At 67.1% G+C, this 22,018-nt stretch carries 17 protein-coding genes and 2 tRNA genes; 10 read left to right on the forward strand and 9 right to left on the reverse strand.

Annotated elements, in window-relative coordinates; translation table 11 throughout:
• Nucleotides 1-198 precede the first annotated feature (198 nt).
• From EJI01_RS17130 to EJI01_RS17140, 3 genes are all read left to right on the forward strand, one after another.
• Entirely contained in the window at nt 199-2,034 is a 1,836-nt protein-coding gene (locus EJI01_RS17130; protein ID WP_126838342.1) for a DEAD/DEAH box helicase, read from the forward strand.
• A 230-nt stretch (nt 2,035-2,264) separates the two neighbouring features.
• Complete coding sequence (locus tag EJI01_RS29325; RefSeq protein WP_260602500.1) at nt 2,265-2,399, forward strand: hypothetical protein; 135 nt, start codon at nt 2,265-2,267, stop codon at nt 2,397-2,399.
• A gap of 107 nt (nt 2,400-2,506) precedes the next feature.
• Nucleotides 2,507-3,952, forward strand: a complete 1,446-nt coding sequence (locus tag EJI01_RS17140) for an NAD-dependent succinate-semialdehyde dehydrogenase (RefSeq protein WP_126838343.1) — start codon at nt 2,507-2,509, stop codon at nt 3,950-3,952.
• A 6-nt stretch (nt 3,953-3,958) separates the two neighbouring features.
• Here EJI01_RS17140 and EJI01_RS17145 read toward each other — a convergent pair whose 3' ends face one another.
• From EJI01_RS17145 to bktB, 3 genes are all read right to left on the reverse strand, one after another.
• Entirely contained in the window at nt 3,959-5,008 is a 1,050-nt protein-coding gene (locus tag EJI01_RS17145; RefSeq protein WP_126838344.1) for an aldo/keto reductase, read from the reverse strand.
• A gap of 157 nt (nt 5,009-5,165) precedes the next feature.
• Nucleotides 5,166-5,241: transfer RNA gene (locus EJI01_RS17150), tRNA-Lys, on the reverse strand.
• A 64-nt stretch (nt 5,242-5,305) separates the two neighbouring features.
• Nucleotides 5,306-6,487 (reverse strand): beta-ketothiolase BktB, encoded by a 1,182-nt coding sequence (gene bktB, locus EJI01_RS17155; protein WP_126838345.1) that lies wholly within the window; start codon nt 6,485-6,487, stop codon nt 5,306-5,308.
• Nucleotides 6,488-6,586: 99 nt separating this feature from the next.
• On the opposite strand from bktB, the gene EJI01_RS17160 reads away from it, so the two are divergent.
• Nucleotides 6,587-7,294, forward strand: coding sequence for an SDR family NAD(P)-dependent oxidoreductase (locus tag EJI01_RS17160; RefSeq protein ID WP_126838346.1), 708 nt, complete (start codon nt 6,587-6,589; stop codon nt 7,292-7,294).
• 40 nt (nt 7,295-7,334) lie between these two features.
• On the opposite strand, the gene EJI01_RS17165 is transcribed toward EJI01_RS17160, so the two are convergent.
• Nucleotides 7,335-7,410 (reverse strand) — tRNA-Ala (locus tag EJI01_RS17165).
• Between the two features lie 58 nt (nt 7,411-7,468).
• Between EJI01_RS17165 and EJI01_RS17170 the strand changes: the two genes are divergently transcribed.
• Nucleotides 7,469-8,335, forward strand: coding sequence for an alpha/beta hydrolase (locus EJI01_RS17170; protein ID WP_126838347.1), 867 nt, complete (start codon nt 7,469-7,471; stop codon nt 8,333-8,335).
• Here EJI01_RS17170 and EJI01_RS17175 read toward each other — a convergent pair whose 3' ends face one another.
• A complete protein-coding gene (locus tag EJI01_RS17175) occupies nt 8,336-9,313 on the reverse strand; it encodes a GMP reductase (RefSeq protein WP_126838348.1) in 978 nt (325 codons plus the stop codon).
• A gap of 172 nt (nt 9,314-9,485) precedes the next feature.
• On the opposite strand from EJI01_RS17175, the gene EJI01_RS17180 reads away from it, so the two are divergent.
• The gene (locus EJI01_RS17180; protein WP_126838349.1) at nt 9,486-11,858 is read left to right on the forward strand and encodes a UvrD-helicase domain-containing protein; all 2,373 of its coding nucleotides are present in this window, start codon (nt 9,486-9,488) and stop codon (nt 11,856-11,858) included.
• A gap of 181 nt (nt 11,859-12,039) precedes the next feature.
• On the opposite strand, the gene EJI01_RS17185 is transcribed toward EJI01_RS17180, so the two are convergent.
• The 3 genes from EJI01_RS17185 to EJI01_RS17195 are packed head-to-tail and all read right to left on the reverse strand — an operon-like array spanning nt 12,040 to nt 14,298.
• Nucleotides 12,040-12,843 carry a BPSS1780 family membrane protein gene (locus EJI01_RS17185; protein WP_126838350.1) on the reverse strand — a complete coding sequence of 268 codons (804 nt, stop codon included), beginning with the start codon at nt 12,841-12,843 and terminating at the stop codon, nt 12,040-12,042.
• A 27-nt stretch (nt 12,844-12,870) separates the two neighbouring features.
• On the reverse strand, nt 12,871-13,929 hold the full coding sequence (locus EJI01_RS17190; protein ID WP_126838351.1) for a homoserine kinase: 1,059 nt from the start codon (nt 13,927-13,929) through the stop codon (nt 12,871-12,873).
• A gap of 9 nt (nt 13,930-13,938) precedes the next feature.
• On the reverse strand, nt 13,939-14,298 hold the full coding sequence (locus tag EJI01_RS17195) for a hypothetical protein (protein WP_126838352.1): 360 nt from the start codon (nt 14,296-14,298) through the stop codon (nt 13,939-13,941).
• Nucleotides 14,299-14,394: 96 nt separating this feature from the next.
• Here EJI01_RS17195 and polA point away from each other — a divergent pair, with 96 nt between their 5' ends.
• The 3 genes from polA to EJI01_RS17210 are packed head-to-tail and all read left to right on the forward strand — an operon-like array spanning nt 14,395 to nt 19,419.
• Complete coding sequence (polA, locus tag EJI01_RS17200) at nt 14,395-17,187, forward strand: DNA polymerase I (RefSeq protein WP_126838353.1); 2,793 nt, start codon at nt 14,395-14,397, stop codon at nt 17,185-17,187.
• Nucleotides 17,188-17,212: 25 nt separating this feature from the next.
• On the forward strand, nt 17,213-18,505 hold the full coding sequence (locus EJI01_RS17205; protein WP_126838354.1) for a M20/M25/M40 family metallo-hydrolase: 1,293 nt from the start codon (nt 17,213-17,215) through the stop codon (nt 18,503-18,505).
• Between the two features lie 11 nt (nt 18,506-18,516).
• Nucleotides 18,517-19,419 carry a LysR family transcriptional regulator gene (locus tag EJI01_RS17210; protein ID WP_126838355.1) on the forward strand — a complete coding sequence of 301 codons (903 nt, stop codon included), beginning with the start codon at nt 18,517-18,519 and terminating at the stop codon, nt 19,417-19,419.
• Between the two features lie 264 nt (nt 19,420-19,683).
• Here EJI01_RS17210 and EJI01_RS17215 read toward each other — a convergent pair whose 3' ends face one another.
• Nucleotides 19,684-20,892 carry a D-amino acid dehydrogenase gene (locus EJI01_RS17215; RefSeq protein ID WP_126838356.1) on the reverse strand — a complete coding sequence of 403 codons (1,209 nt, stop codon included), beginning with the start codon at nt 20,890-20,892 and terminating at the stop codon, nt 19,684-19,686.
• Nucleotides 20,893-21,114: 222 nt separating this feature from the next.
• On the opposite strand from EJI01_RS17215, the gene EJI01_RS17220 reads away from it, so the two are divergent.
• A complete protein-coding gene (locus tag EJI01_RS17220) occupies nt 21,115-21,999 on the forward strand; it encodes a transporter substrate-binding domain-containing protein (RefSeq protein ID WP_126838357.1) in 885 nt (294 codons plus the stop codon).
• Nucleotides 22,000-22,018 lie beyond the last annotated feature (19 nt).

Raw genomic sequence — 22,018 nt, forward strand, 5'->3', positions numbered from 1 at the left:
GCCATGCGATAATCGCGGGCTTCGCTGCCGGGAAGTATTCAGGCAGCGTTTCTTGCATCTCCCTATCTTGCACACCGCGCCCCTTTGAATGGGCCGCAGCAAAGACGAAAGTCCTTGCTGAATGTCGTTGGATGGTTGATGTTTTTCACCACCCGACGGAGCGCCGCCTGCGGCAGCGCTCGCGTATGAGATTTTTCAATGAACGACGCTTTTGCAGCGCAGGGCGACTTTGCGCCTGTGCAATCCGATGAATTCGCCATCGCCATTGCCGGGGAATCGCTTATCCCCACCGAAACGACTGTTTTCGAGGCGCTCGATGCCGTAGCAGCCGCCGAGCCGAAGCTGCCGAACGGCTTCGTCAAGCTCGGTCTCGCGCCCGAACTGATCGCTGCGGTCGAGGACCTCGGCTTCACCCAGCCGACCACCGTTCAGGAACAGGTGATTCCGCGCGCCATGACCGCCAGCGGCCAAGCCGACGGCGCCACGCGTTTCGTCGACCTGATGGTGTCGAGCCAGACCGGCAGCGGCAAGACCGCCGCTTTCCTGCTGCCCGTGCTGCACACCCTGCTGCAGCGCCAGGCCGAAGCCGAGGCTGCGGCCAAGGCCGAATTCCAGCGCCTGGCGGCCGAAGCCGCCGCACGCGGCGAAGCGCCGCCCAAGAAGCCCAAGCGCAAGGACCCGACCAACGCGCGCCATTTCAAGGCGGCCACGCCCGGCGCGTTGATCCTGTGCCCCACGCGCGAACTCGCCCAGCAGGTGGCGCATGACGCCATCGACCTGGTCAGGCATTGCCGCGGCCTGCGCATCGCCAACGTGGTGGGCGGCATGCCCTACCAGTTGCAGATCGCCAAGCTGCAGAACGCCGACCTCGTGGTCGCCACGCCGGGCCGGCTGCTCGACCTGCAGCGCTCGATGCAGATCAAGCTCGACCAGGTCAAGTTCCTCGTCGTCGACGAGGCCGACCGCATGCTCGACCTCGGCTTCTCGGACGACCTCGCCGAAGTCAACCAGCTCACCATCGAGCGCCAGCAGACCATGATGTTCAGCGCCACTTTCGCGCCGCGCATCCAGCAGCTGGCGCAGCGCGTGATGCGCGAGCCGCAGCGCGTGACCATCGACAGCCCGCAGGAGAAGCACGCCAACATCAAGCAGGCGCTGTTCTGGGCCGACAACAGCCAGCACAAGCGCAAGCTGCTCGACCACTGGCTGCGCGACACCACCATCAACCAGGCCATTGTGTTCGCGAGCACGCAGGTCGAATGCGACGGTCTTGCCAACGACCTGCAGCAGGACGGCTTCAGCGCCGTTGCGCTGCACGGCGCGCTGAGCCAGGGCCTGCGCAATCGCCGGCTGATGGCGCTGCGCCAGGGCCAGGTGCAGATCCTCGTGGCTACCGACGTGGCCGCGCGCGGCATCGACGTGCCGACCATCACGCACGTCTTCAACTTCGGTCTGCCCATGAAGGCCGAGGACTACACCCACCGCATCGGCCGCACCGGCCGGGCAGGGCGCGACGGCCTGGCCGTGACCTTTGCCGAGTTCCGCGATCGCCGCAAGATCTTCGACATCGAGTCGTACAGCCGCCAGCAGTTCAAGGCCGAGGTGATCCCCGGTCTCGAGCCGCAGCAGCGCTCCCCGCAGTCGCGCCCGGGAGGCGACTTTGGCGGCCGTGGCCGCGACAGCCGTGACAACCACTCGCGCGATCGCAAGTTCGGCGGCGGCGCTCCTCGTGGCGGCCCCGCAGGCGGCTACGCGGGCGCCAGCGGTTTCAACGACCGTGGTCCCGCACGCGGCCCCGGTGCACCGGCACCCCGCGGCTTCCAGAACCAGGGCAATGCAGGCTTCGGCGGTGGTCGCGACGACGGCGGCTACGGCCGCAAGCCGGGCTGGGGCGACAACGCTCCGCGTGGCGGTGCTGGTGCGGGACGCGGCGACGGCTTTGCACCTCGCGGCAGCGGCGCCGGGCATGGCGGCGGCAAGGTGTTCGTGCCGCGCGACGCGCAACGGCGCGGCGCCTTCAAGCCGAACCGCTGAGCGTCCGCAGCCTGACGGCTGCCCCACGCGCCAAAGCCCGCCCTCACGAAGGCGGGCTTTTTTTTGTGTGCGCTCAGGCCAGCGGCACGCTCGCTTCCTTGAGCACGCGCAGCACGAAGGGCGACCGGCTGTGGGGGATGCCCGGAATCTAGAGCTTCTCGCGCAGCAGCCGCTCGGATGCTCAGCTCGCGCCGTAACCGGCGAGCCGACTTCAACGCCGCAGCGGCCTAGTGCTGGCGTACGAGGGGCCCTTCTTCCTGGACGTGCTGGTGGCGCCGGAGGAGAACTGCTTTCCGATGATGCCGGCTGGCCAGGGGCATCATCGCGTGATGCTCGCCAAGGATCGGTGGTACACGGAAGACTGACCGCGCAAGCCGGGTAACCGTCGCGGGCGACAATGCCGGTTGGCCGCGCGTTCCGGTTTCGTATTGCGCGCCAGCATCACCACCCGGAAAGAATCCCAAGGACCGACATGAGCACAGCAAGCTACACCGACACCCGCCTCTTGATCGAGAATGAATGGTGCGACGCCGCGAGCGGCAAGACCCTGGACGTGATCAACCCCGCCACGGGCAAGCCCATCGGCAAGGTCGCCCATGCGGGTATTGCCGACCTGGACCGCGCACTGGCCGCCGCGCAGCACGGCTTCGAAGCCTGGCGCAAGATTCCGGCCAACGAGCGCGCGGCCACCATGCGCAAAGCCGCCGGCCTGGTCCGCGAGCGCGCCGCCGACATCGCGCGCCTGCTCACGCAGGAGCAGGGCAAGCCCTTCGTCGAAGCGCGTGGCGAGGTGCTCGCCGGCGCCGACATCATCGAATGGTTCGCCGACGAAGGCCGCCGCGTATACGGCCGCATCGTGCCCTCGCGAAACCTGGCGGCGCAGCAGCTGGTGATCAAGGAACCGCTCGGCCCGGTGGCCGCGTTCACGCCGTGGAACTTCCCGATCAACCAGATCGTGCGCAAGCTCGGTGCCGCGCTCGCGAGCGGCTGCTCGTTCCTCGTCAAGGCGCCGGAAGAAACGCCGGCTTCGCCCGCAGCGCTGCTGCAAGCCTTCGTGGATGCCGGCGTGCCTGCCGGCACGGTGGGGCTGGTGTTCGGCGATCCGGCCGAGATCTCGAGCTACCTGATTCCGCACCCGATCATCCGCAAGGTGACTTTCACCGGCTCGACCCCGGTCGGCAAGCAGCTGGCGGCCCTGGCCGGCGCGCACATGAAGCGCGCCACCATGGAGCTGGGCGGCCACGCGCCCGTGATCGTGGCCGAGGACGCCGATGTGGCGCTGGCCGTGAAAGCCTCCGGTGGCGCCAAGTTCCGCAACGCCGGCCAGGTGTGCATCTCGCCGACGCGCTTCCTGGTGCACAACAGCATCAAGCAAGCCTTCGCCGACGCGATGGTGAAGCATGCCGAGAGCCTCAAGCTCGGCGACGGCCTGGCCGAAGGCACCACCCTCGGCCCGCTCGCGAACGCGCGCCGTCTCACTGCGATGGCGAAGGTGCTCGACGACGCGCGCGCCACGGGCGCGAAGGTCGCCACCGGCGGCGAACGCGTGGGCTCCTCCGGCAACTTCTTCGCGCCCACGGTGCTGACGGACGTCTCGCTCGAAGCCGACGTGTTCAACAACGAACCTTTCGGCCCGATCGCCGCCATCCGCGGTTTCGACACGATCGAGGAGGCGATCGCCGAAGCCAACCGCCTCCCTTTCGGCCTGGCCGGCTATGCGTTCACCAAGTCGATCAAGAACGCGCATCTGTTGTCGCAGCAGATGGAAGTCGGCATGCTGTGGATCAACCAGCCTGCCGCGCCTTCGCCCGAAATGCCCTTCGGCGGCATCAAGGACTCGGGCTACGGCTCCGAGGGTGGTCCGGAGGCCATGGAGGCCTACCTGAACACCAAGGCCGTGTCGATCATGGCGGTGTAGCCGTCCTCAGGCGCCGGCGGATTCCGCGAGCTGCCTGTGCCGGGGTCCGCCCTGGCGTTCGAGCATCCAACCCGGATATTCGGCCGGCAGCGTGCTGACCTTGTCGAGCGCGGCGAGTTCCTCGCCGCTCAAGGCGATGGCGGTCGCCGCGATGTTGTCGTCGAGCTGCTCCGCGCGCTTGGCGCCGATGATCACGCTCGTCACCGCTGCCTGGTGCAGCAGCCAGGCCAGGGCGATCTGCGCCACGGAAACGCCCTTCGCCTGCGCGATGCCGCGCATCACGTCGATGCAGTCGTAGGCGCGCTCGACGTTTACCGGCGGAAAGTCGAAGGTGGTGCGGCGGCTGCCTGCCTCGGCCTTGACGTCGCGCCCGTACTTGCCGCTCAGCAGACCGCCGGCGAGCGGGCTCCAGACCATCAGGCCGACGCTTTCGCTCTTGAGCAGCGGAACCAGTTCGCGTTCGAGATCGCGGCCGGCGACGGTGTAGTACGCCTGCAGCGATTCGAAGCGCGCGAGCCCCAGCCGCTCCGAGATGCCGAGGGCCTTCATGATCTGCCATGCCGCCCAGTTCGATACGCCGACGTAGCGCACGTGGCCGTGCTGCACGAGGTTGTCGAGCGCCCGCACGGTCTCCTCGATCGGCGTCGCCGGGTCGAAGCCGTGGATCTGGTACAGGTCGATGTGGTCGAGCTGCAGGCGCTTCAGGCTCGCCTTCACGCCGTCCATGATGTGGTAGCGCGACATGCCGCGCGAGTTGGCGCCTTTCGTGCCCACTTCGCCGAGCACCTTGGTGGCGACCACCACGTTTTCGCGCGGCACCTGAAGGTTTCGCAGCGCTTGCCCGGTGATGATTTCCGAGCGGCCGTCGGAGTAGACGTCCGCGGTATCGATGAAGTTGATCCCGGCATCGAGCGAGCGGCCGATCAGGCGCTCGGCGTCGGCCTGCTGCAGGTCGCCGATCTGCGCCCAGATGCCGCCTCCGCCGCCGAAAGTCATCGTGCCTAGGCAGAGCTCCGAAACGAACAGGCCGGTGCGGCCGAATTTTCTGTAGCGCATGAGAGGCTCCTTGGGTTGCGTGCTGCGAGCGTGCAGTTGCGCAAGTGTCGTTCCGGCAGGAACGCTCGCGGTAGCCCGATCCTCTTCGTCTCTTGCCTGATTCTGCGGCGCCAAGAAAAAGCCCGCCATCGATCCGATGGCGGGCTTCATGAGGTTGTGGTGGGCCCTGAGTGACTCGAACACTCGACCTACGGATTAAGAGTCCGCTGCTCTACCAACTGAGCTAAGAGCCCCTGATCGACATTGCTGTCATTCAGGCAATCCCACGATTATAGCCATACCGCGAGGCGGCTTCGCTCAGGTGCGCTCGAAAATGCACGCGATGCCCTGGCCGCCGCCGATGCACATCGTCACCAATGCGTAGCGGCCCTGGATGCGTTCGAGTTCGTACAGCGCCTTCACGGTGATCAGCGCGCCGGTGGCGCCGATCGGGTGACCGAGCGAGATGCCCGAGCCGTTCGGGTTCACCTTCGCGGCATCCAGTCCGAGATCCTTGCTCACCGCGCAGGCCTGCGCCGCGAAGGCCTCGTTGGCCTCGACAACGTCCATGTCGGTCGCCTTCAGGCCCGCCTTCTCCAGCGCCTTGCGCGAGGCCGGCACCGGGCCGATGCCCATGTAGGCCGGATCCACGCCCGCGAAGGCATAGGCGACCACGCGCGCCATCGGCTTCAGGCCGCGCCGCGCCGCCTCTTCCTTCTCCATCAGCACCACGGCCGCGGCCGCATCGTTGATGCCCGAGGCGTTGCCGGCCGTCACCGTGCCGTTCTCTTTCAGGAAGGCGGGCTTAAGTTTCGCCATGTCTTCGATCCTGGCGTCGAAGCGCACGTGCTCGTCGGTGTCGAATTGCGTCGGGCCTTTGCGGCTTTCCAGCGGCACCGGAACGATCTGCGTCTTGAAGTAGCCGCTCTCGATGGCTTTCTGCGCGCGCTGGTGGCTGGCGAGCGCTGTCTGGTCCTGCGTTTCGCGGCTGATGCCCCATTTTTTTGCGACGTTCTCCGCCGTCACGCCCATGTGGATGTTCTCGAAGGGGTCGTGCAGCGCGCCGATCATCATGTCGACCAGCTTGGCGTCGCCCATGCGCACACCCCAGCGCGCCGTGAGCGAAGAGAGCGGTGCGCGGCTCATGCTTTCCGCGCCGCCGCCGACCGCCACCTTGGCATCGCCGAGCTGGATGCTCTGCGCCGCGCTCACGATCGCCTGCAGGCCCGATCCGCACAGCCGGTTCACGGTGAGGGCAGGGGTTTCCTGCGCGCAGCCGCCTTCGATGGCAGCCACGCGCGCCATGTACATGTCGCGCGGCTCGGTATTGACCACGTGGCCGAACACCACGTGCTCCACATCCTTGCCGTCGACCTTGGCGCGCGCCAACGCTTCCCGGGTCACCAGCGCCGCCAGCCGGGTGGGCGGCACGTCCTTGAGGCTCCCGCCGAAAGTCCCGATGGCGGTGCGCACACCGCTCACGACAACCACTTCTTTCATGACGATTCTCCGGTGCGAAAGGAAGCCTAATGATGCCAGCCGAGCGCTTCCTGCACTGACGCCGGCGTTACCATGCCTGCCCGAACAAGGAGCCGCCAAATGATCGAAGCCAATACCATCCGCCACATCGTGGTGACCGGCGCTGCCGGCGCGCTCGGCCGCGCCGTCGTGCAGCACTTTCTCGACCAGGGCGCCCGCGTGGCGTTGCTCGACCATCGCATGGAGCATCTGACCGACGCGTTTCCAGGGCTCGACAACTCGCAACACCTGTTGCTGCAAGCCGACGTGACTTCGGCCTCGGCCATGGCCGAGGCCGCGACGCAGATCCTGGCGGCCTTCAAGCAGGTCGACGCGCTGGTCCACATCGCAGGCGGCTTCGAGATGGGCGAGCCGGTGCATGCGTTGAGCCGCGCGGCCTGGGACCGGATGATGAACCTGAACGCGTGGTCCTTCGTGGCTGTCTCGCAGGCGCTGGTGCCCTCGATGATCGAGCGCAAGGCCGGCAGCGTGATCGCCGTGAGCGCCAAGACCGCGGCGCGCGGCGCGGCCGGGATGGCGGCCTACATCGCGTCGAAGAGCGCGTTGCAGCGTCTGGTCGAGGCGGCCGCCGCCGAGCTGGCGCCGCACGGCATCCAGGTCAACAGCATCGCTCCCAGTGTGCTCGACACGCCTGCCAATCGCCAGGCGATGCCCGACGCCAAACCCGACAACTGGGTGTCGACCGCCGTGGCAGCGCAGACCATCGGTTTCCTGGCCTCGCCGGCGGCCGCGGCGCTGCACGGGCAGCACCTGACATTGGACGCCTGAAAAGAAAAAGCCCCGGCGAGTACCGAGGCCTTCGAGATGTTGGTGGAGAGGAGGAGGATCGAACTCCCGACCTCCGCATTGCGAACGCGGCGCTCTCCCAGCTGAGCTACCCCCCCAACGCAGAGCGAATTTTAACCAGAACCCATGTCCTGGCGCACAAGGAGCACGAATCTCATGGCCTTCGACGACCCCGCCTGGCTGGAGGGCATGTACAACAACCTGGCGCGGGTGAAGGACCATCCTGCGTACCTCGGGCGCTGGACCCGCGATTCCGCCGCGGCGCGCGACGCCTTGTCTGGCAGGCTCGACCTGCCCTATGGCGGGGGACCCAACGAAACGCTCGATGTCTTCCCGGCGCCGGTGCCCGATGCGCCCGTACTGGTGTTCATCCACGGCGGCTATTGGCGCGCGCTCGACAAGAGCGACCATTCCTTCGTCGCCCCTGCGCTCAACGACCGCGGCGTGTGCGTGGTCGTGCCGAACTATGCGCTGTGCCCCGGACCGGCCGAGCGGCCGGTCAGCGTGCCGCACATCCTGCTGCAGATGGTGCGCGCGCTCCAATGGACATGGCGACACATCGCGGCGTACGGCGGCGATCCTTCACGCATCACCGTTGCCGGCCACTCGGCGGGCGGACACATGGCGGCGGCGCTGCTGGCCTGCGACTGGAAGGCGGTCGCACCCGACTTGCCGGCGCAACTGGCGCGCAACGCGCTCTCGATCTCGGGCCTCTACGATCTACGGCCGCTGCAGCGCACGCCCTTCCTGGAACACGTGCTGCGCCTGAGCGATGCGGATGTGCTGCGCGCCAGCCCCGTGCTGTGGCCGGCACCCCCGCGCGGCCAGCTCTACGCAGTCGCAGGCGGCGATGAGAGCGAGGAGTTCATCCGCCACAACGCGTCGATTCGCGCGGCGTGGGGCCGCAACACCGTGCCGGTCTGCGAAGTGCTGCCGGGCCTGCACCACTTCAGCATCGTCGATGCCTTCGCCGATCCGGCGCACGCGCTGCACCGCTACGCAGTGCAACTGCTCGAGGCCTGACTACATCAGCAGGTGCTCGCCCGCGTTGTCGCCGCCGAGCATGACGTAGTTGACCTTGCGGATGTCCATGAGCTTGCGCCCGCCCGCATAGCTGATGGAGCTCTGGATGTCCTGCTCCATCTCGATCAGCGTGTCGGCCAGCTTGCCCTTGATCGGCTCGAGGATGCGCTTGCCCTCGACGTGCTTGTATTCGCCCTTGTTGAAGTCGCTGGCGGAACCGTAGTACTCCTTGAAGAGCACGCCGTCGACTTCCACCGTCCGGCCGGGTGATTCCTCGTGACCCGCGAAGAGCGAGCCGATCATCACCATCGAAGCGCCGAAGCGGATGCTCTTTGCGATATCGCCGTGGTCGCGAATGCCGCCGTCGGCAATGATCGGCTTGGTCGCCACGCGCGCGCACCACTTGAGCGCCGACAGCTGCCAGCCGCCGGTGCCGAAGCCGGTCTTGAGCTTGGTGATGCAGACCTTGCCCGGACCGATGCCGACCTTGGTGGCATCCGCACCCCAGTTCTCCAGGTCGATCACGGCCTCGGGCGTGCCGACGTTGCCCGCGATCACGAAGGCCTTCGGCAGTTTCTTCTTGAGGTACGCGATCATGTTCTTCACCGTGTCGGCATGGCCGTGCGCGATGTCGATCGTGATGTATTCGGGCGTGAGGCCGGCGGCAGCCAGTTGATCCACCGTGTCGTAGTCCGCCTTCTTGACGCCCAGCGAGATGGATGCGAACACGCCCTTGGCGTGCGTGTCTTTGACGAACTGCAGGTTGTCGAGGTCGAAGCGGTGCATCACGTAGAAGTAGCCGTTCTGCGCCAGCCAGGTGCAGATGGTCTCGTCGACCACCGTCTTCATGTTGGCGGGCACCGTCGGGATGCGGAAGCTGCGGCCGCCGAGGGTGACGCTGGCGTCGCATTCGGATCGGCTCTCGACCACGCATTTGCGCGGCAGCAGAAGGATGTTGTCGTAGTCGAAAATCTGCATAAAACCAAGCTCCTCTGAAGGTGAATTGAGCGCTTGGTCCGGCCGGTTTTCACAAACGAAAAACCGGGCGCAAGAAACTTGGGCCCGGTGACTGATTTTACGCGCCCGATCGAAAACCGTTCTTCCGGCGCTTCATATAACCCGCATACGCCCGGCTTTCTACAATCGACGGATGTTCACTGACCTTGCGGCCACCGCAGACTCGCCGCTGCTCCACAACCTCAACCCGGAGCAGCGTGCCGCCGTCGCGCTCCCGGCCGGTAACGCGCTGATCCTTGCCGGCGCCGGCTCGGGCAAGACGCGGGTGCTCACCACCCGCATCGCCTGGCTGCTGCAGACCGGGCAGGTGTCGCCCGGCGGCATCCTGGCCGTGACCTTCACCAACAAGGCGGCGAAGGAGATGATGACGCGGCTGACCGCGATGCTGCCGGTCAACGTGCGCGGCATGTGGATCGGCACCTTCCACGGCCTGTGCAATCGATTCCTGCGCGCGCACTGGAAGCTCGCCGACCTGCCGTCGACCTTCCAGATCCTCGACACGCAAGACCAGCTCTCGGCCATCAAGCGGCTGATGAAGCAGTACAACGTCGACGACGAGCGCTTCCCGGCCAAGCAGACCCAGTGGTTCATCGCCGGCGCCAAGGAAGACGGGCTGCGCCCGCGCGACGTCGAGATCCGCAGCGACGACGACCGCAAGAAGGTCGAGCTCTACCAGCTCTACGAAGAGCAGTGCCAGCGCGAAGGCGTGGTCGACTTCGGCGAGCTCATGCTGCGCAGCTACGAGCTCTTGCGCGACAACGACCCGGTGCGCGAGCACTACCAGCGGCGCTTCCGCCACATCCTGATCGACGAGTTCCAGGACACCAACCGCCTGCAGTACGCGTGGATCAAGATGCTTTCGGGCAACACCGTCGAAGGCCGCTTCGTGCCCGGCGACAACAGCGTGATCGCGGTCGGCGACGACGACCAGAGCATCTATGCCTTCCGCGGCGCGCGCGTGGGCAACATGGCCGACTTCGTGCGCGAGTTCGACGTCTCCCACCAGATCAAGCTCGAGCAGAACTACCGCAGCTTCAGCAACATCCTCGATTCGGCCAACGAGCTCATCAGCCATAACAAGAAGCGGCTGGGCAAGAACCTGCGCACCGACCAGGGGCCCGGCGAGCCGGTGCGCGTCTACGAATCGACCAGCGACTTCGCCGAGGCGCAGTGGATGGTCGAGGAGATGCGCCAGCTCGCGCGCGACGGCATCGAGCGCAAGGAAATGGCCGTGCTCTACCGCAGCAATGCGCAGAGCCGGGTGATCGAAACCGCGCTCTTCAACGCCGCCGTGCCGTACCGCGTCTACGGCGGTCTTCGCTTCTTCGAGCGGGCCGAAATCAAGCATGCGCTGGCCTACCTTCGGCTGCTGGAGAACAAGGACGACGACACCAGCTTCCTGCGCATCGTCAACTTCCCGCCGCGCGGCATCGGCGCGCGCAGCATCGAGCAGCTGCAGGATGCTGCGCGTGCGGCCGGGCGCTCGCTGCATGATGCGGTGAACGCCGTTGGCGGAAAGGCCGGCTCCAACCTGTCGGCATTCGTCGCCAGGATCGACGTGCTGCGCGAGCAGACGCAGGGCATGTCGCTGCGCGAGATCATCGAGCTGGTGCTCGACCACAGCGGCCTGATCGAGCACTACAAGGCCGATCGCGAAGGCGCCGACCGCATCGAGAACCTGGAAGAATTGGTCAACGCGGCCGAGAGCTTCGTCACGCAGGAAGGCTTCGGCCGCGACGCGGTGGCGATGCCGATCGACGAGCTGCGGCAGTCGCCGGCGAGCCAGGGCCTCGACCCGAACCGCCCCGTCACCGACGAGCCGCTGGCGCCCGATGCCGAAACCGGCGAGACCATGAGCCCGCTGGCGGCCTTCCTGACCCATGCCGCGCTGGAGTCGGGCGACAACCAGGCGCAGGCCGGCCAGGATGCGGTGCAGTTGATGACGGTGCACGCGGCCAAGGGCCTCGAATTCGATTGCGTGTTCATCACCGGCATGGAAGAGGGCCTGTTCCCGCACGAGAACTCGATGAGCGACTACGAGAGCCTCGAAGAGGAGCGGCGGTTGATGTACGTGGCCATCACCCGCGCCCGAAAGCGCCTGTACCTCAGCCATTCGCAGACGCGCATGCTGCACGGCCAGACGCGCTACAACGTGAAGAGCCGCTTCTTCGACGAGCTGCCCGAAGGCGCGCTCAAGTGGCTGACGCCCAAGAACCAGAGCTTCGCGCCGTCGGCCTTCGGCTATGGCGGCGGCTACGCGACCACGCGCGGCGGCGGCGGCTTCGGAGGCAGCAAGGACACCTTCGCCAGCCCGCCGGTTCCGCCGCAGAAGAGCGCGCCTTCGCACGGCCTGCGCTCGGGCATACAAGTGTTCCACAACAAGTTCGGCGAAGGCACGGTGCTGGCGCTCGAAGGCAGCGGCGACGATGCGCGTGCGCAGGTCAACTTCCCGCGCCATGGGATCAAGTGGCTGGCGCTGTCGGTGGCCAAGCTGACGCCCGTGTAGGAGGGCTCAGGCCGGCGCCGGGCCGCCCCAAGGCGGCCTGCGGCCCCCTCCGGGGGGCAGCGAGTACACGCAGTGACGGAGCGTGGGGGCGCATCAGGCCGGCGCCGGGCCGCCCCAAGGCGGCCTGCGGCCCCCTCCGGGGGGCAGCGAGTACACGCAGTGACGGAGCGTGGGGGCCATTTCAGTCTGCGTTGAAGCTGTCCCTGAAAGTAAACCAGGTCGAGCTCAGCGACATCGCCGCCAGCACCAGCGCGCTTCCGACCATCAGCGCGCCGCCGATGGCCGAGGCGCCATCGCCCATGCCGATCGCGCCGACGCCCACCAGCACCGTGGCCACGAGGCCGATGCCGATGCCCACGGCGAGGAACACGCCGAACCACGACAGGCAGAACATGGCATAGGCGCCGAAGTTGCGGAACAGCGCGACCAGGCTGAAGAACAGGCTCTTCACCGGCTCGACCCGATGCCAGTGCACGAGTGCCGGCGCATGCCACATCGCGAGCGAGAGCGGCAGATTGAGGGCCATGACGAACAGGCGCGCGGTCTGGAAGTCGCTGCCTGCGAGCACCTCGGGCGCGAGCGTTTCATCCAGCAGGTAGGCGCGCGCCAGCTGGCCGCCGTCGATCAGCGCCGAGACCCCCACGGCGGCGACGAAATAGACCGCCGAGATGATGCCCAGGGCCACCATCGGCCGCCATTCGGTCCGCACGGCGTGCACTGCCGCGATGAACATGGCCGCACCGGTGGGCTTCGAGGTGTCGTTGGCGTAGGCGACCGAGGTGGCCACCATGAGGCCGAGCGTCATGAAGGGCAGCAGGATCGGCGCCAGCACGCTGCCGAGGAAGGGCAGCTGCGAAGCGATCGAGATCGCCGCCATGAACAGGAAGAACAGCGAAATGAAGGCGAGCGGCTGCCGCCAGAAGGTCCTGAGTCCGAGGCGGACCCATTCGGCGCCGGTGCGCGCCGGCACGAGATTCAGTTTCATGGGATTAGGGCCTGTTCACAGGCCCCATCAGGCGGCCAGCGGCTCGGCAGTCGGACGCGAGCCTTCGAAAGGGGAGAGCAGTGTCGCCGGCGCACGGATGCGTTCGCGCAGCACACGCTCGAAATGGGTCGGGTCATGGGCCTTGAGCATGCTCGCTTCCCGTGGCAGGTGGAAGTCCCACAGCCGTGAAATCCAGAAGCGCAGCGCCGCGGCGCGCAACATGGCGGGCAGCAGGGCGCGCTCGGCCCCGGTCAAGGGCCGCACGGTGCCGTAAGCGGCCAGCAAGGCGTCCGCGTGAGCCGCATCGTGCCGGCCGCTCTGCAGGTCGATGGCCCAGTCGTTCAGGCACACGGCGAGGTCGAACAGCCAGCTGTCGGTGCCGGCGAAATAGAAGTCGAACACGCCGGTCAGGCGCGGTGACTCGCTTCCGGTGTCGAACATCGCGTTGTCGCGGAACAGGTCGGCATGCACCGGCCCGCGCGGCAGCGCAGCATAGGCCGAGGATTCGGCGATGTGGTTCTGGTAGGCGAGTTCGCTTTGCAGCAGCGCGGCTTGCGGGGCGTCGAGATGGGGCAGCACCACCGGCGCGGTGTCGTTCCACCAGGGCAGGCCGCGCAGGTTGGGCTGCATGCGCGGAAAGTCGCGCGCCGCCAGATGCATGCGTGCCAGCAGGCGACCCAGTTCGGCGCAATGCGCGGTTGTCGGCGCCAGCTCGCTTTTTCCCTGCAGCCGCTGCACCAGGGCCGCCGGCTTCCCGGCCACCCTGTGCAGGAACTCGCAGGGCGCATTGGCGGGGATGGAGAGCGCGTGGCCGTCGGGCGGCGCCACGGCCGGGTCGGCCACCGGCTCCGGAACCGGAATGCCGCGCGCGGCCAGATGCTTCATCAGGCAGAGGTAGTAGGGCAGCTGCTCGGCGCCCAGGCGCTCGAACAGCGTCAGGACAAACTCGCCCGATGCCGTGCTCGCGAAGTAGTTGGTGTTCTCGATTCCGCCCTCGATGCCTCGGAGCGCGGCGAGCGGGCCCAGGCCGAGGCGCTGCACCAGCGCATCGGCTTCGTCGAACCCGACTTCAGTGAAGACCGCCACCGCCCGCGCTCAGAACTTGAGCACGTTCCAGACCCGCGGGCCGTTGCCGCCGGTGCCGGTTTCGGACTGCCCCTGGCGATCGCGCCCGCCGTTGTTCGGCAGCACCTCGTAGGAGGGCACGTTGGCCTTCGGCGTCACCGTGATGCTCTGGGTCTGGCCGCCGTAGCGCACTTCGTCCACCGTGGCGCCGCTGTCTTCGACGCGGATGTGCTCGATCTTCTGGTTCTGGCGGGGCGATGCTGCCTGTTCCTGACCCTGCGGCGCGCCGGGCGGCGGTGCGCTCTGGGCATGAACGGCGGCCAGCGGTGCAGCGCAGGCCAGGGCGGCCACCAAGGCGCCGCGAACGAGCAGAAGGGTTGGGGAGGACATGAGGAGATTGTAGGCGCCGGCCTCGTGGCAGGTGTCAGCCGGCGGCGATCTTCGCAGTCATGCGGAAGCCCGAGCGCGGCACGGCAAAATGCTCCGATGACCGACAAGAAAACGCTGCTGCTCGTCGATGGTTCGAGCTACCTCTACCGCGCCTTTCATGCGATGCCCGATCTGCGAGCCGTGCCCGGCGATGCCAGCAGCCCCGCCACGGGCGCCATCCGCGGAATGATCAACATGATGCAGGCACTGCGCCGCGAGGTGCGGGCCGACTACGCCGCCTGCGTCTTCGATGCGCCCGGAAAGACCTTTCGCGACGACTGGTACCCGCAGTACAAGGCAAACCGCTCGCCGATGCCGGACGACCTGCGCAGCCAGGTCGAGCCAATCCTCCAGGCGGTCAAGCTGCTTGGCTGGCCGGTGCTGTGCGTGCCCGACATCGAGGCCGACGACGTGATCGGCACCCTGGCCCGCACCGCGGCCAACCAGGGCATCGAGGTGATCGTCTCCAGCGGCGACAAGGACATGAGCCAGCTGGTCGACGAGCACATCACCATCATCGACACCATGAACGGCAAGAAGCGCGACGTGGCGGGCGTAACGGCCGAGTTCGGCGTGCCGCCGAACCTGATGATCGACTACCAGACCCTGGTGGGCGACAGCGTCGACAACGTGCCCGGCGTGGAGAAGGTCGGACCCAAGACTGCTGCCAAGTGGCTGGTCGAATACGGCTCGCTCGATGCGCTGATCGCACGCGCCGGCGAGGTGAAGGGCCAGGCCGGCGAGAACCTGCGCAAGGCGCTCGACTGGCTGCCGCAGGGCCGGCGCCTCGTGACCATCCGCACCGACTGCGAGCTCGACGGCCACGTGGCCGGCCTGCCTTCGCTGGACGCGATCGCGATCGGCCCGCAGCAGATCGACGAACTCAAGGGCTTCTACGAGAAGTACGGTTTCAAGAGCCTGGTGAAGACGCTGGAGGCGCACGAGGTCTCACCCGAGCTGATCGAGGAGAACAAGGCGAGGCAAGGACCCGAGGGCGGCACCGGCCTGTTCGACCAGCCTGGCTTCGAGGCCGCGGCCAAGGCGACCAACCTGGCCTATGACACCCTCCTGAGCTGGGAGGCTTTCGATGCGTGGCTCGAGAAGCTGCTGCTTGCCGAGCTGGTCGCGGTCGACACCGAAACCGACTCGCTCGACGAGATGCGCGCCGAGATCGTCGGCATCAGCTTCAGCGTCAAACCCGGCGAGGCGGCCTACGTGCCGATGGCCCACAACTACCCCGATGCGCCGGCCCAGCTGCCGCGCGACGAAGTGCTCGCGAAGCTCAAGCCTTGGCTCGAGGACGGCACCAAGAAGAAGCTCGGCCAGCACGTCAAGTACGACCGCCACGTGTTCGCGAATCACGGCATCGAGGCGCAGGGCTACGCGCACGACACCATGCTGCAGAGCTACGTGCTCGAAGTGCACAAGCCGCACGGACTGGCCAGCCTGGCCGAGCGCCATCTGGGCCGCACGGGCATCGACTATGAAGACCTCTGCGGCAAGGGCGCGCACCAGATCCCGTTCAGCCAGGTTTCGATCGAGAAGGCCGCCGAATATTCGTGCGAGGACTCCGACCAGACGCTGGACGTACACCTCGCGCTGTGGCCGAAGCTCGAGGCCGACGAGAAGCTGCGCTTCGTCTACGAGCTCGAGATGGCGTCCAGCGAAGCGCTCTACCGCGTCGAGCGCAACGGCGTGCTGATCGACGCGCCCACGCTGGCCGCGCAGAGCAACGAGCTCGGCAAGCGGATCATGGCGCTGGAGCAAGAGGCCTACGAGCTCGCGGGCCAGCCCTTCAACCTCGGTTCGCCCAAGCAGATCGGCGAGGTCTTCTTCACCAAGCTGGGCCTGCCGGTGGTCAAGAAGACGCCGAGCGGCGCCCCCAGCACCGATGAGGAGGTGCTTGAAAAGCTGGCCGAGGACTTCCCGCTGCCGGCCAAGATCCTGGAGCACCGCGGCTTGTCCAAGCTCAAGGGCACCTACACCGACAAGCTCGGACAGCTGGCCAATCCGCGTTCGGGCCGCGTCCACACGCACTATGCGCAGGCGGTGGCGGTAACCGGGCGGCTGTCGAGCAACGACCCGAACCTGCAGAACATCCCGATCCGCACCGCCGAAGGCCGGCGCGTGCGCGAAGCCTTCGTCGCGCCTGCCGGTAGCGTGATCGCGAGCTCGGACTATTCGCAGATCGAGCTGCGCATCATGGCCCACATCAGCGGCGACGCGTCGCTCCTGCGCGCCTTCACCGAGGGCATCGATGTGCACCGTGCGACGGCCGCCGAGGTCTTCGGCGTGGCGGTGGAGCAGGTCTCGAGCGAGCAGCGCCGCTACGCGAAGGTCATCAACTTCGGGTTGATCTACGGCATGAGCAGCTTCGGCCTGGCGCGCAACCTCGGCATCGAGACCAAGGCCGCGGCCTCCTACATCGACCGCTACTTCGCGCGCTATCCCGGCGTGAAGATCTACATGGACGAGACCAAGGCGCTGGCCAAGCAGAAGGGCTATGTGGAGACGGTGTTCGGCCGCCGGCTCTACCTGCCCGAGATCAATTCGCCCAACGGCCCGCGGCGCGGCGGGGCGGAGCGCGCGGCGATCAACGCGCCGATGCAGGGCACCGCAGCCGACCTGATCAAGCTCAGCATGGTGAAGGTGCAGGAGGTGCTCGACGCCGACCGCCGCCGCACGAAGATGATCATGCAGGTGCACGACGAGCTGGTGTTCGAGGTGCCCGAAGATGAGGTCGAATGGGTTCGCGCCGAGATCCCGCGACTCATGGCCGGCGTGGCGGAGCTCAAGGTACCGCTCCTTGCCGAGATCGGCTTTGGTCCCAACTGGGACAAAGCGCACTGATGAACGACAACCCAAGGAAAGAAGAATGAAACTCTCGCGTCATCTGAATGCCTTCGTCATCGGCACCGTCTGTACCGCTTGGTTCGGTGCAGCCGCGGCCGCGCCCGACGAACGCATCGCCGCACTCGCCGCCAAGGAGAAGCCGGCGCTGCTCGAAACCCTGAAGCAGCTGGTCTCGATCGAGTCCGGCAGCCGCGACCTCGAAGGCCTGGACAAGATCGCCAACCTGATCGCCGACAAGTTCAAGGCACTCGGCGGCCAGGTCGAGCTGATCGATCCCACGGCCGACGCCTACCGCATGGAAGACACGCCCGAGAAGATCGGCAAGGTGGTGCGCGCCACCTTCAAGGGCACGGGCAGCAAGAAGATCATGCTGATCGCGCACATGGACACGGTCTACCAGATCGGCATGCTCGCCAAGCAGCCGTTCCGCATCGAGGGTGACAAGGCCTACGGCCTCGGCATCGCCGACGACAAGCAGGGCGTGGCAGTCATCACGCACACCGTCGCATTGCTGAAGGCGCTGGACTTCAAGGAGTACGGCACGCTCACCGTGTTGATCAACGGCGACGAAGAGATCAGCTCGCCCGGCTCGCGCAACCTGATCACGCGATTGGGCGGCGAGCACGACGTGGTGATGTCCTACGAAGGCGCCTCCGTCAAGGAGGACAAGCTTTCGCTCGCCACCGCCGGCATCGCCTCGGTCGCGCTCAACGTCACCGGCAAGGCCTCGCACGCGGGCTCGGCGCCCGAGCTCGGCGTGAATGCGCTCTACGAGCTCTCGCACCAGATCCTGCAGATGCGCGACCTGTCCGATCCGGCTGTCGGCCTCAAGATGAACTGGACCATCTCGAAGTCGGGCAGCAACCGCAACGTGATCCCTGCCTCGGCCAGCGCCGCTGCCGACGTGCGCGTGCTGAAGGTCGGCGACTACGACCGCATCGAGAAGCAGGTGCAGGAGCGCGTGAAGAAGCAGCTCATTCCCGAAGCCAAGGTCGAGATGAAGTTCGAGCGCCGCCGTCCGCCGCTGGAAGCCACCGACGCCTCGCGCGCACTGGCCAGCCATGCGCAGCAGGTCTACAAGGAGCTCGGCCGCGAGCTCGGCGCCGACGACAAGGTTGCGGGCGGCGGCACCGATGCCGCTTTCGCCGCGCTGAAAACGAAGGCGCCGGTGGTGGAGCGCTTCGGGCTGCAGGGCTTCGGCGCGCACTCGGCCGATGCCGAGTACGTGCTGATCGATTCGATCGAGCCGCGGCTCTACCTCGCGGCGCGGATGATCATGGACATCTCGCGCGGCAAGGCAGCGGCAGCGCCCTAGGGCGTCCCGCGATGCGCCTGCGCCATATCGAAGTCTTCAACGCCATCATGCTCACCGGCAGCGTGAGCGCGGCGGCGCGGCTCATCAACATCACGCAGCCGGCAGTCAGCCGCACGCTGCAGCATGCCGAGATCCAGCTCGGCTTCTCGCTGTTCCAGCGCGCCAAGGGGCGGCTCACGCCGACTACCGAGGCGCTGGCGCTCTATCCGCACATCGAGCGCCTGTTCGCGCAGCTCGACGAGGTGCAGCGGCTGGCCGCCAACCTGCGCAGCGCCAGTGATGTGGGCGAGCTGCGCATCCTCACCGTGCTCGCGCTCAGCTACGAGGTGCTGCCGCGCGCGCTCAAGACCTTCCGCGAGAAGCACCCGGGCATCGCCGTCACGGTGGAGTCGCTGCATTCGCCGCAGATCATGTCGGCCCTGCTGCTTCAGGAGGCCGACGTCGGCTTCGCGTTCAGTCCGGCGGTCCATCCCTCGCTGACGCAGGAGACGCTGGCGGACAGCCGCATGGTCTGCATCGCGCCCAAGGGCATGCTGCCGCGCGCTCTGGTGCGCAACGGCTCGGCGGCGCTGCACGACCTGGCCGACCTGCCGGTGGTCGGGCTGGACAGCCGCGACCCCGTCGGCACCAGCCTGAGCCAGGCCTGCCGGCAGGCCGGCGTGGGCTTCCAGCAGGCGGTGGTCACAGTGCAGACCTACCACGCGGCGCTGGCGATGGCGCACCACGGGCTCGGCGTCGCGCTGGTCGACGGCTGCACCGCGAGCTCGGCCGACCGCGCCAAGGTCGACGTGCTGACGCTGGAGCCGCACATCCCGGTGCCGATCCGCGCGCTGCGCTTTGCCGGCAAGCCCGACTCGGTGGCGGTGCGCGGCATCACGCGCTGCATGCGCGAGGCGATCGAGGGGATGGCCTAGGGCCTGTTAACGCTATTTGCGGGGATCGCGTTGCCCAGCCAAGGGGCTGGATGCAAGGCGCCCGTGCGCAGCAAGGCTTGCGCCTTGCAAGCGCGGGCAACGCCGCAGACGGCCCCTTGGCTGGGCAACCCGGAGGGAAGGCCTGCCAGGGCGCGCCACTCGGCGTTGCGCTCCTTGTGCGTGCCGACGCACGCACGGCGTCGCGCGCCTTGATTGGCCCGCCCTGGCAGGCCTTCGCGACCCCGCAAATAGCGTTAACAGGCCCTAGACGAGCGCTTGCGCGATGCGCTGCGCCGAGCCGAAGGCCAGCGTAAAGCCGAGCGCACCATGCCCGGTGTTGAACAGCATGTTGGCCGGCGCGCTCGCGAGGCGGCCGATGATCGGCACGCCGGTCGGCGTGGCCGGGCGCATGCCGGTCCAGGGATGCAGCGCCTCGAGGCGGCTCGCCTGCGGGAACACGGCGCGCGTGGCCTCGGCCAGTGTGTCGATGCGCGTGGCGGGAATGCTCGCATCGTGGCCCACGAGCTCGGCCATGCCCGCGACACGCAGCCGCGATCCGATGCGCGCGAACACTACCTTGCGCGCGCTGTCGGTCACGCTCACCTGCGGCGCCGCGCCAGGCGCCGGATCGACATCGACCGTGATGCTGTAGCCCTTGAGCGGATAGACCGGCAGGTAGGCGCCCAGCTGGCGCCCGAGCCGGTGCGAGGCCGTGCCCAGTGCCATGACGAAGGCATCGGCTTCCACCTCGCCGGCGCCGGTCTGCGCCGCGGTGACCCGGCGGTTGCGGACATCGAAGCCGCGCACTTCGCAATCGAGCATGAAGCGCACGCCGCGCGCGCGCAGCACCCGTTCGAGTTCGATGCAGACCTTGAGGCAGTCCGCGGCGCACTCGCTCGGCGTATGGATGGCACCCGCCATCTGCCCACGGTAGCCGGCCAGCGCGGGCTCGATCGCGACGCACTCCTCGGGCGTGACGAGGCGCTGCTCGCTGCCCATCGCCCGCTGCAGGTCGAGCTGCCGGCGCGCGCCTTCGAGGGCGGCGGAATTGGCATAGAGCACCAGCTTGCCGGTGGCGGAGAAGTCGCAGTCGGGTGCCACATCGGCCAGCATGTCTTCGAAGGCGCTGCGGCTCTGCGCGGCGAGCGCGAGCAGGCGCATCGTCGTGTCGCGCGAGGTCCGCGCGTTGCACGCCGCCAGGAAGGCCAGGCCCCAGCGCCATTGCAGAGGATCGAGCTGCGGCCGCAGCTTGAGCGGGGAGGAGGGCGAGAGCAGAAGCTTGGGCAACTGCTTCCAGATCGAAGGATCTGCCAGCGGCTGCACGTACGAATAGCTCAGCTGGGCGCCATTGCCGCCGCTCGCGCCGGCGCCCGGCGCGGCGCGATCGATCACGCTCACCTCCAAACCCTGCCGGTTCAATTGCCAGGCAGTGGCCAGGCCCACGATGCCGGCACCGAGCACACACACGCGCATGACGCTCCTTCCTGTCGTTGCTTGTTGTTGGATGCGTCGACTCTAGGGAGGGATCGCTCGGGCGTGAAATGCCAAAACCGCCGCGGGCCATAGCCAAAGCTCATGCCCTGCGACAGCGCCCATAACTTTTGGTCATGGCCATGGGCGCAAAAGGAATTGTGCCCCGCACGTGAATCGTTCCTACACTCCGAAACACATTCCATATCCACCGAAAGGGCTCGCATGAAACTCTCCGCATTGATGGCCGCCGTTCTGCTCACCGTCGCCGTGACCGGCGCGCAAGCCGCCGACACCCTGGCCAAGATTGCCGAGTCCGGCAAGATCACGCTCGCCTACCGCGAATCCTCGGTGCCCTTCAGCTACCTGGACGGCCCGAGCAAGCCGATCGGCTTCTCGGTCGAACTCTCCAACGCGGTGGTCGAGGCGGTGAAGAAGAAGCTCAACAAACCCAACCTTCAGGTGGCGCTGATGCCGGTGACCTCGCAGAACCGGATCCCGCTGATCCAGAACGGCACCATCGACCTGGAGTGCGGCTCCACCACCAACAACAGCGCTCGCGGCAAGGACGTCGCCTTTGCCGTCAATCACTTCTACACCGGCACGCGCCTGCTCGTGAAGAAGTCGTCCAAGATCAAGAACTACGCCGACTTGGCGAAGAAGACGGTGGCCAGCACGACTGGCACCACCAACGCGCTGGTCATGCGCAAGTACAACGCCGAGAAGAACCTCGACATGGACATCGTGCTCGGCAAGGACCACGCCGATGCCTTCCTGCTGGTCGAGAGCGATCGTGCCGTGGCTTTCGCGATGGACGACATCCTGTTGTTCGGCCTGATCGCCAACGCCAAGAACCCGGCCGAGTTCGAGGTCGTCGGCGATGCCCTGCAGGTCGAGCCCTACGCCTGCATGCTGCCCAAGGACGACCCGGCCTTCAAGAAGGTGGTGGACGACACCATCGTCGGCCTCATGAAGAGCGGCGAGTTCGAGAAGATGTACAACAAGTGGTTCATGTCGCCGATCCCGCCGAAGGGCACGGCGCTCAATCTGCCGATGAGCCCGCAGCTGCGCGACAACATCAAGACGCCCAGCGACAAACCCGCGACCTGACGGGCCGAGGCGCGACGCC

This window comes from Variovorax sp. MHTC-1 (genome assembly GCF_003984645.1).
GTDB lineage: Bacteria > Pseudomonadota > Gammaproteobacteria > Burkholderiales > Burkholderiaceae_C > Variovorax.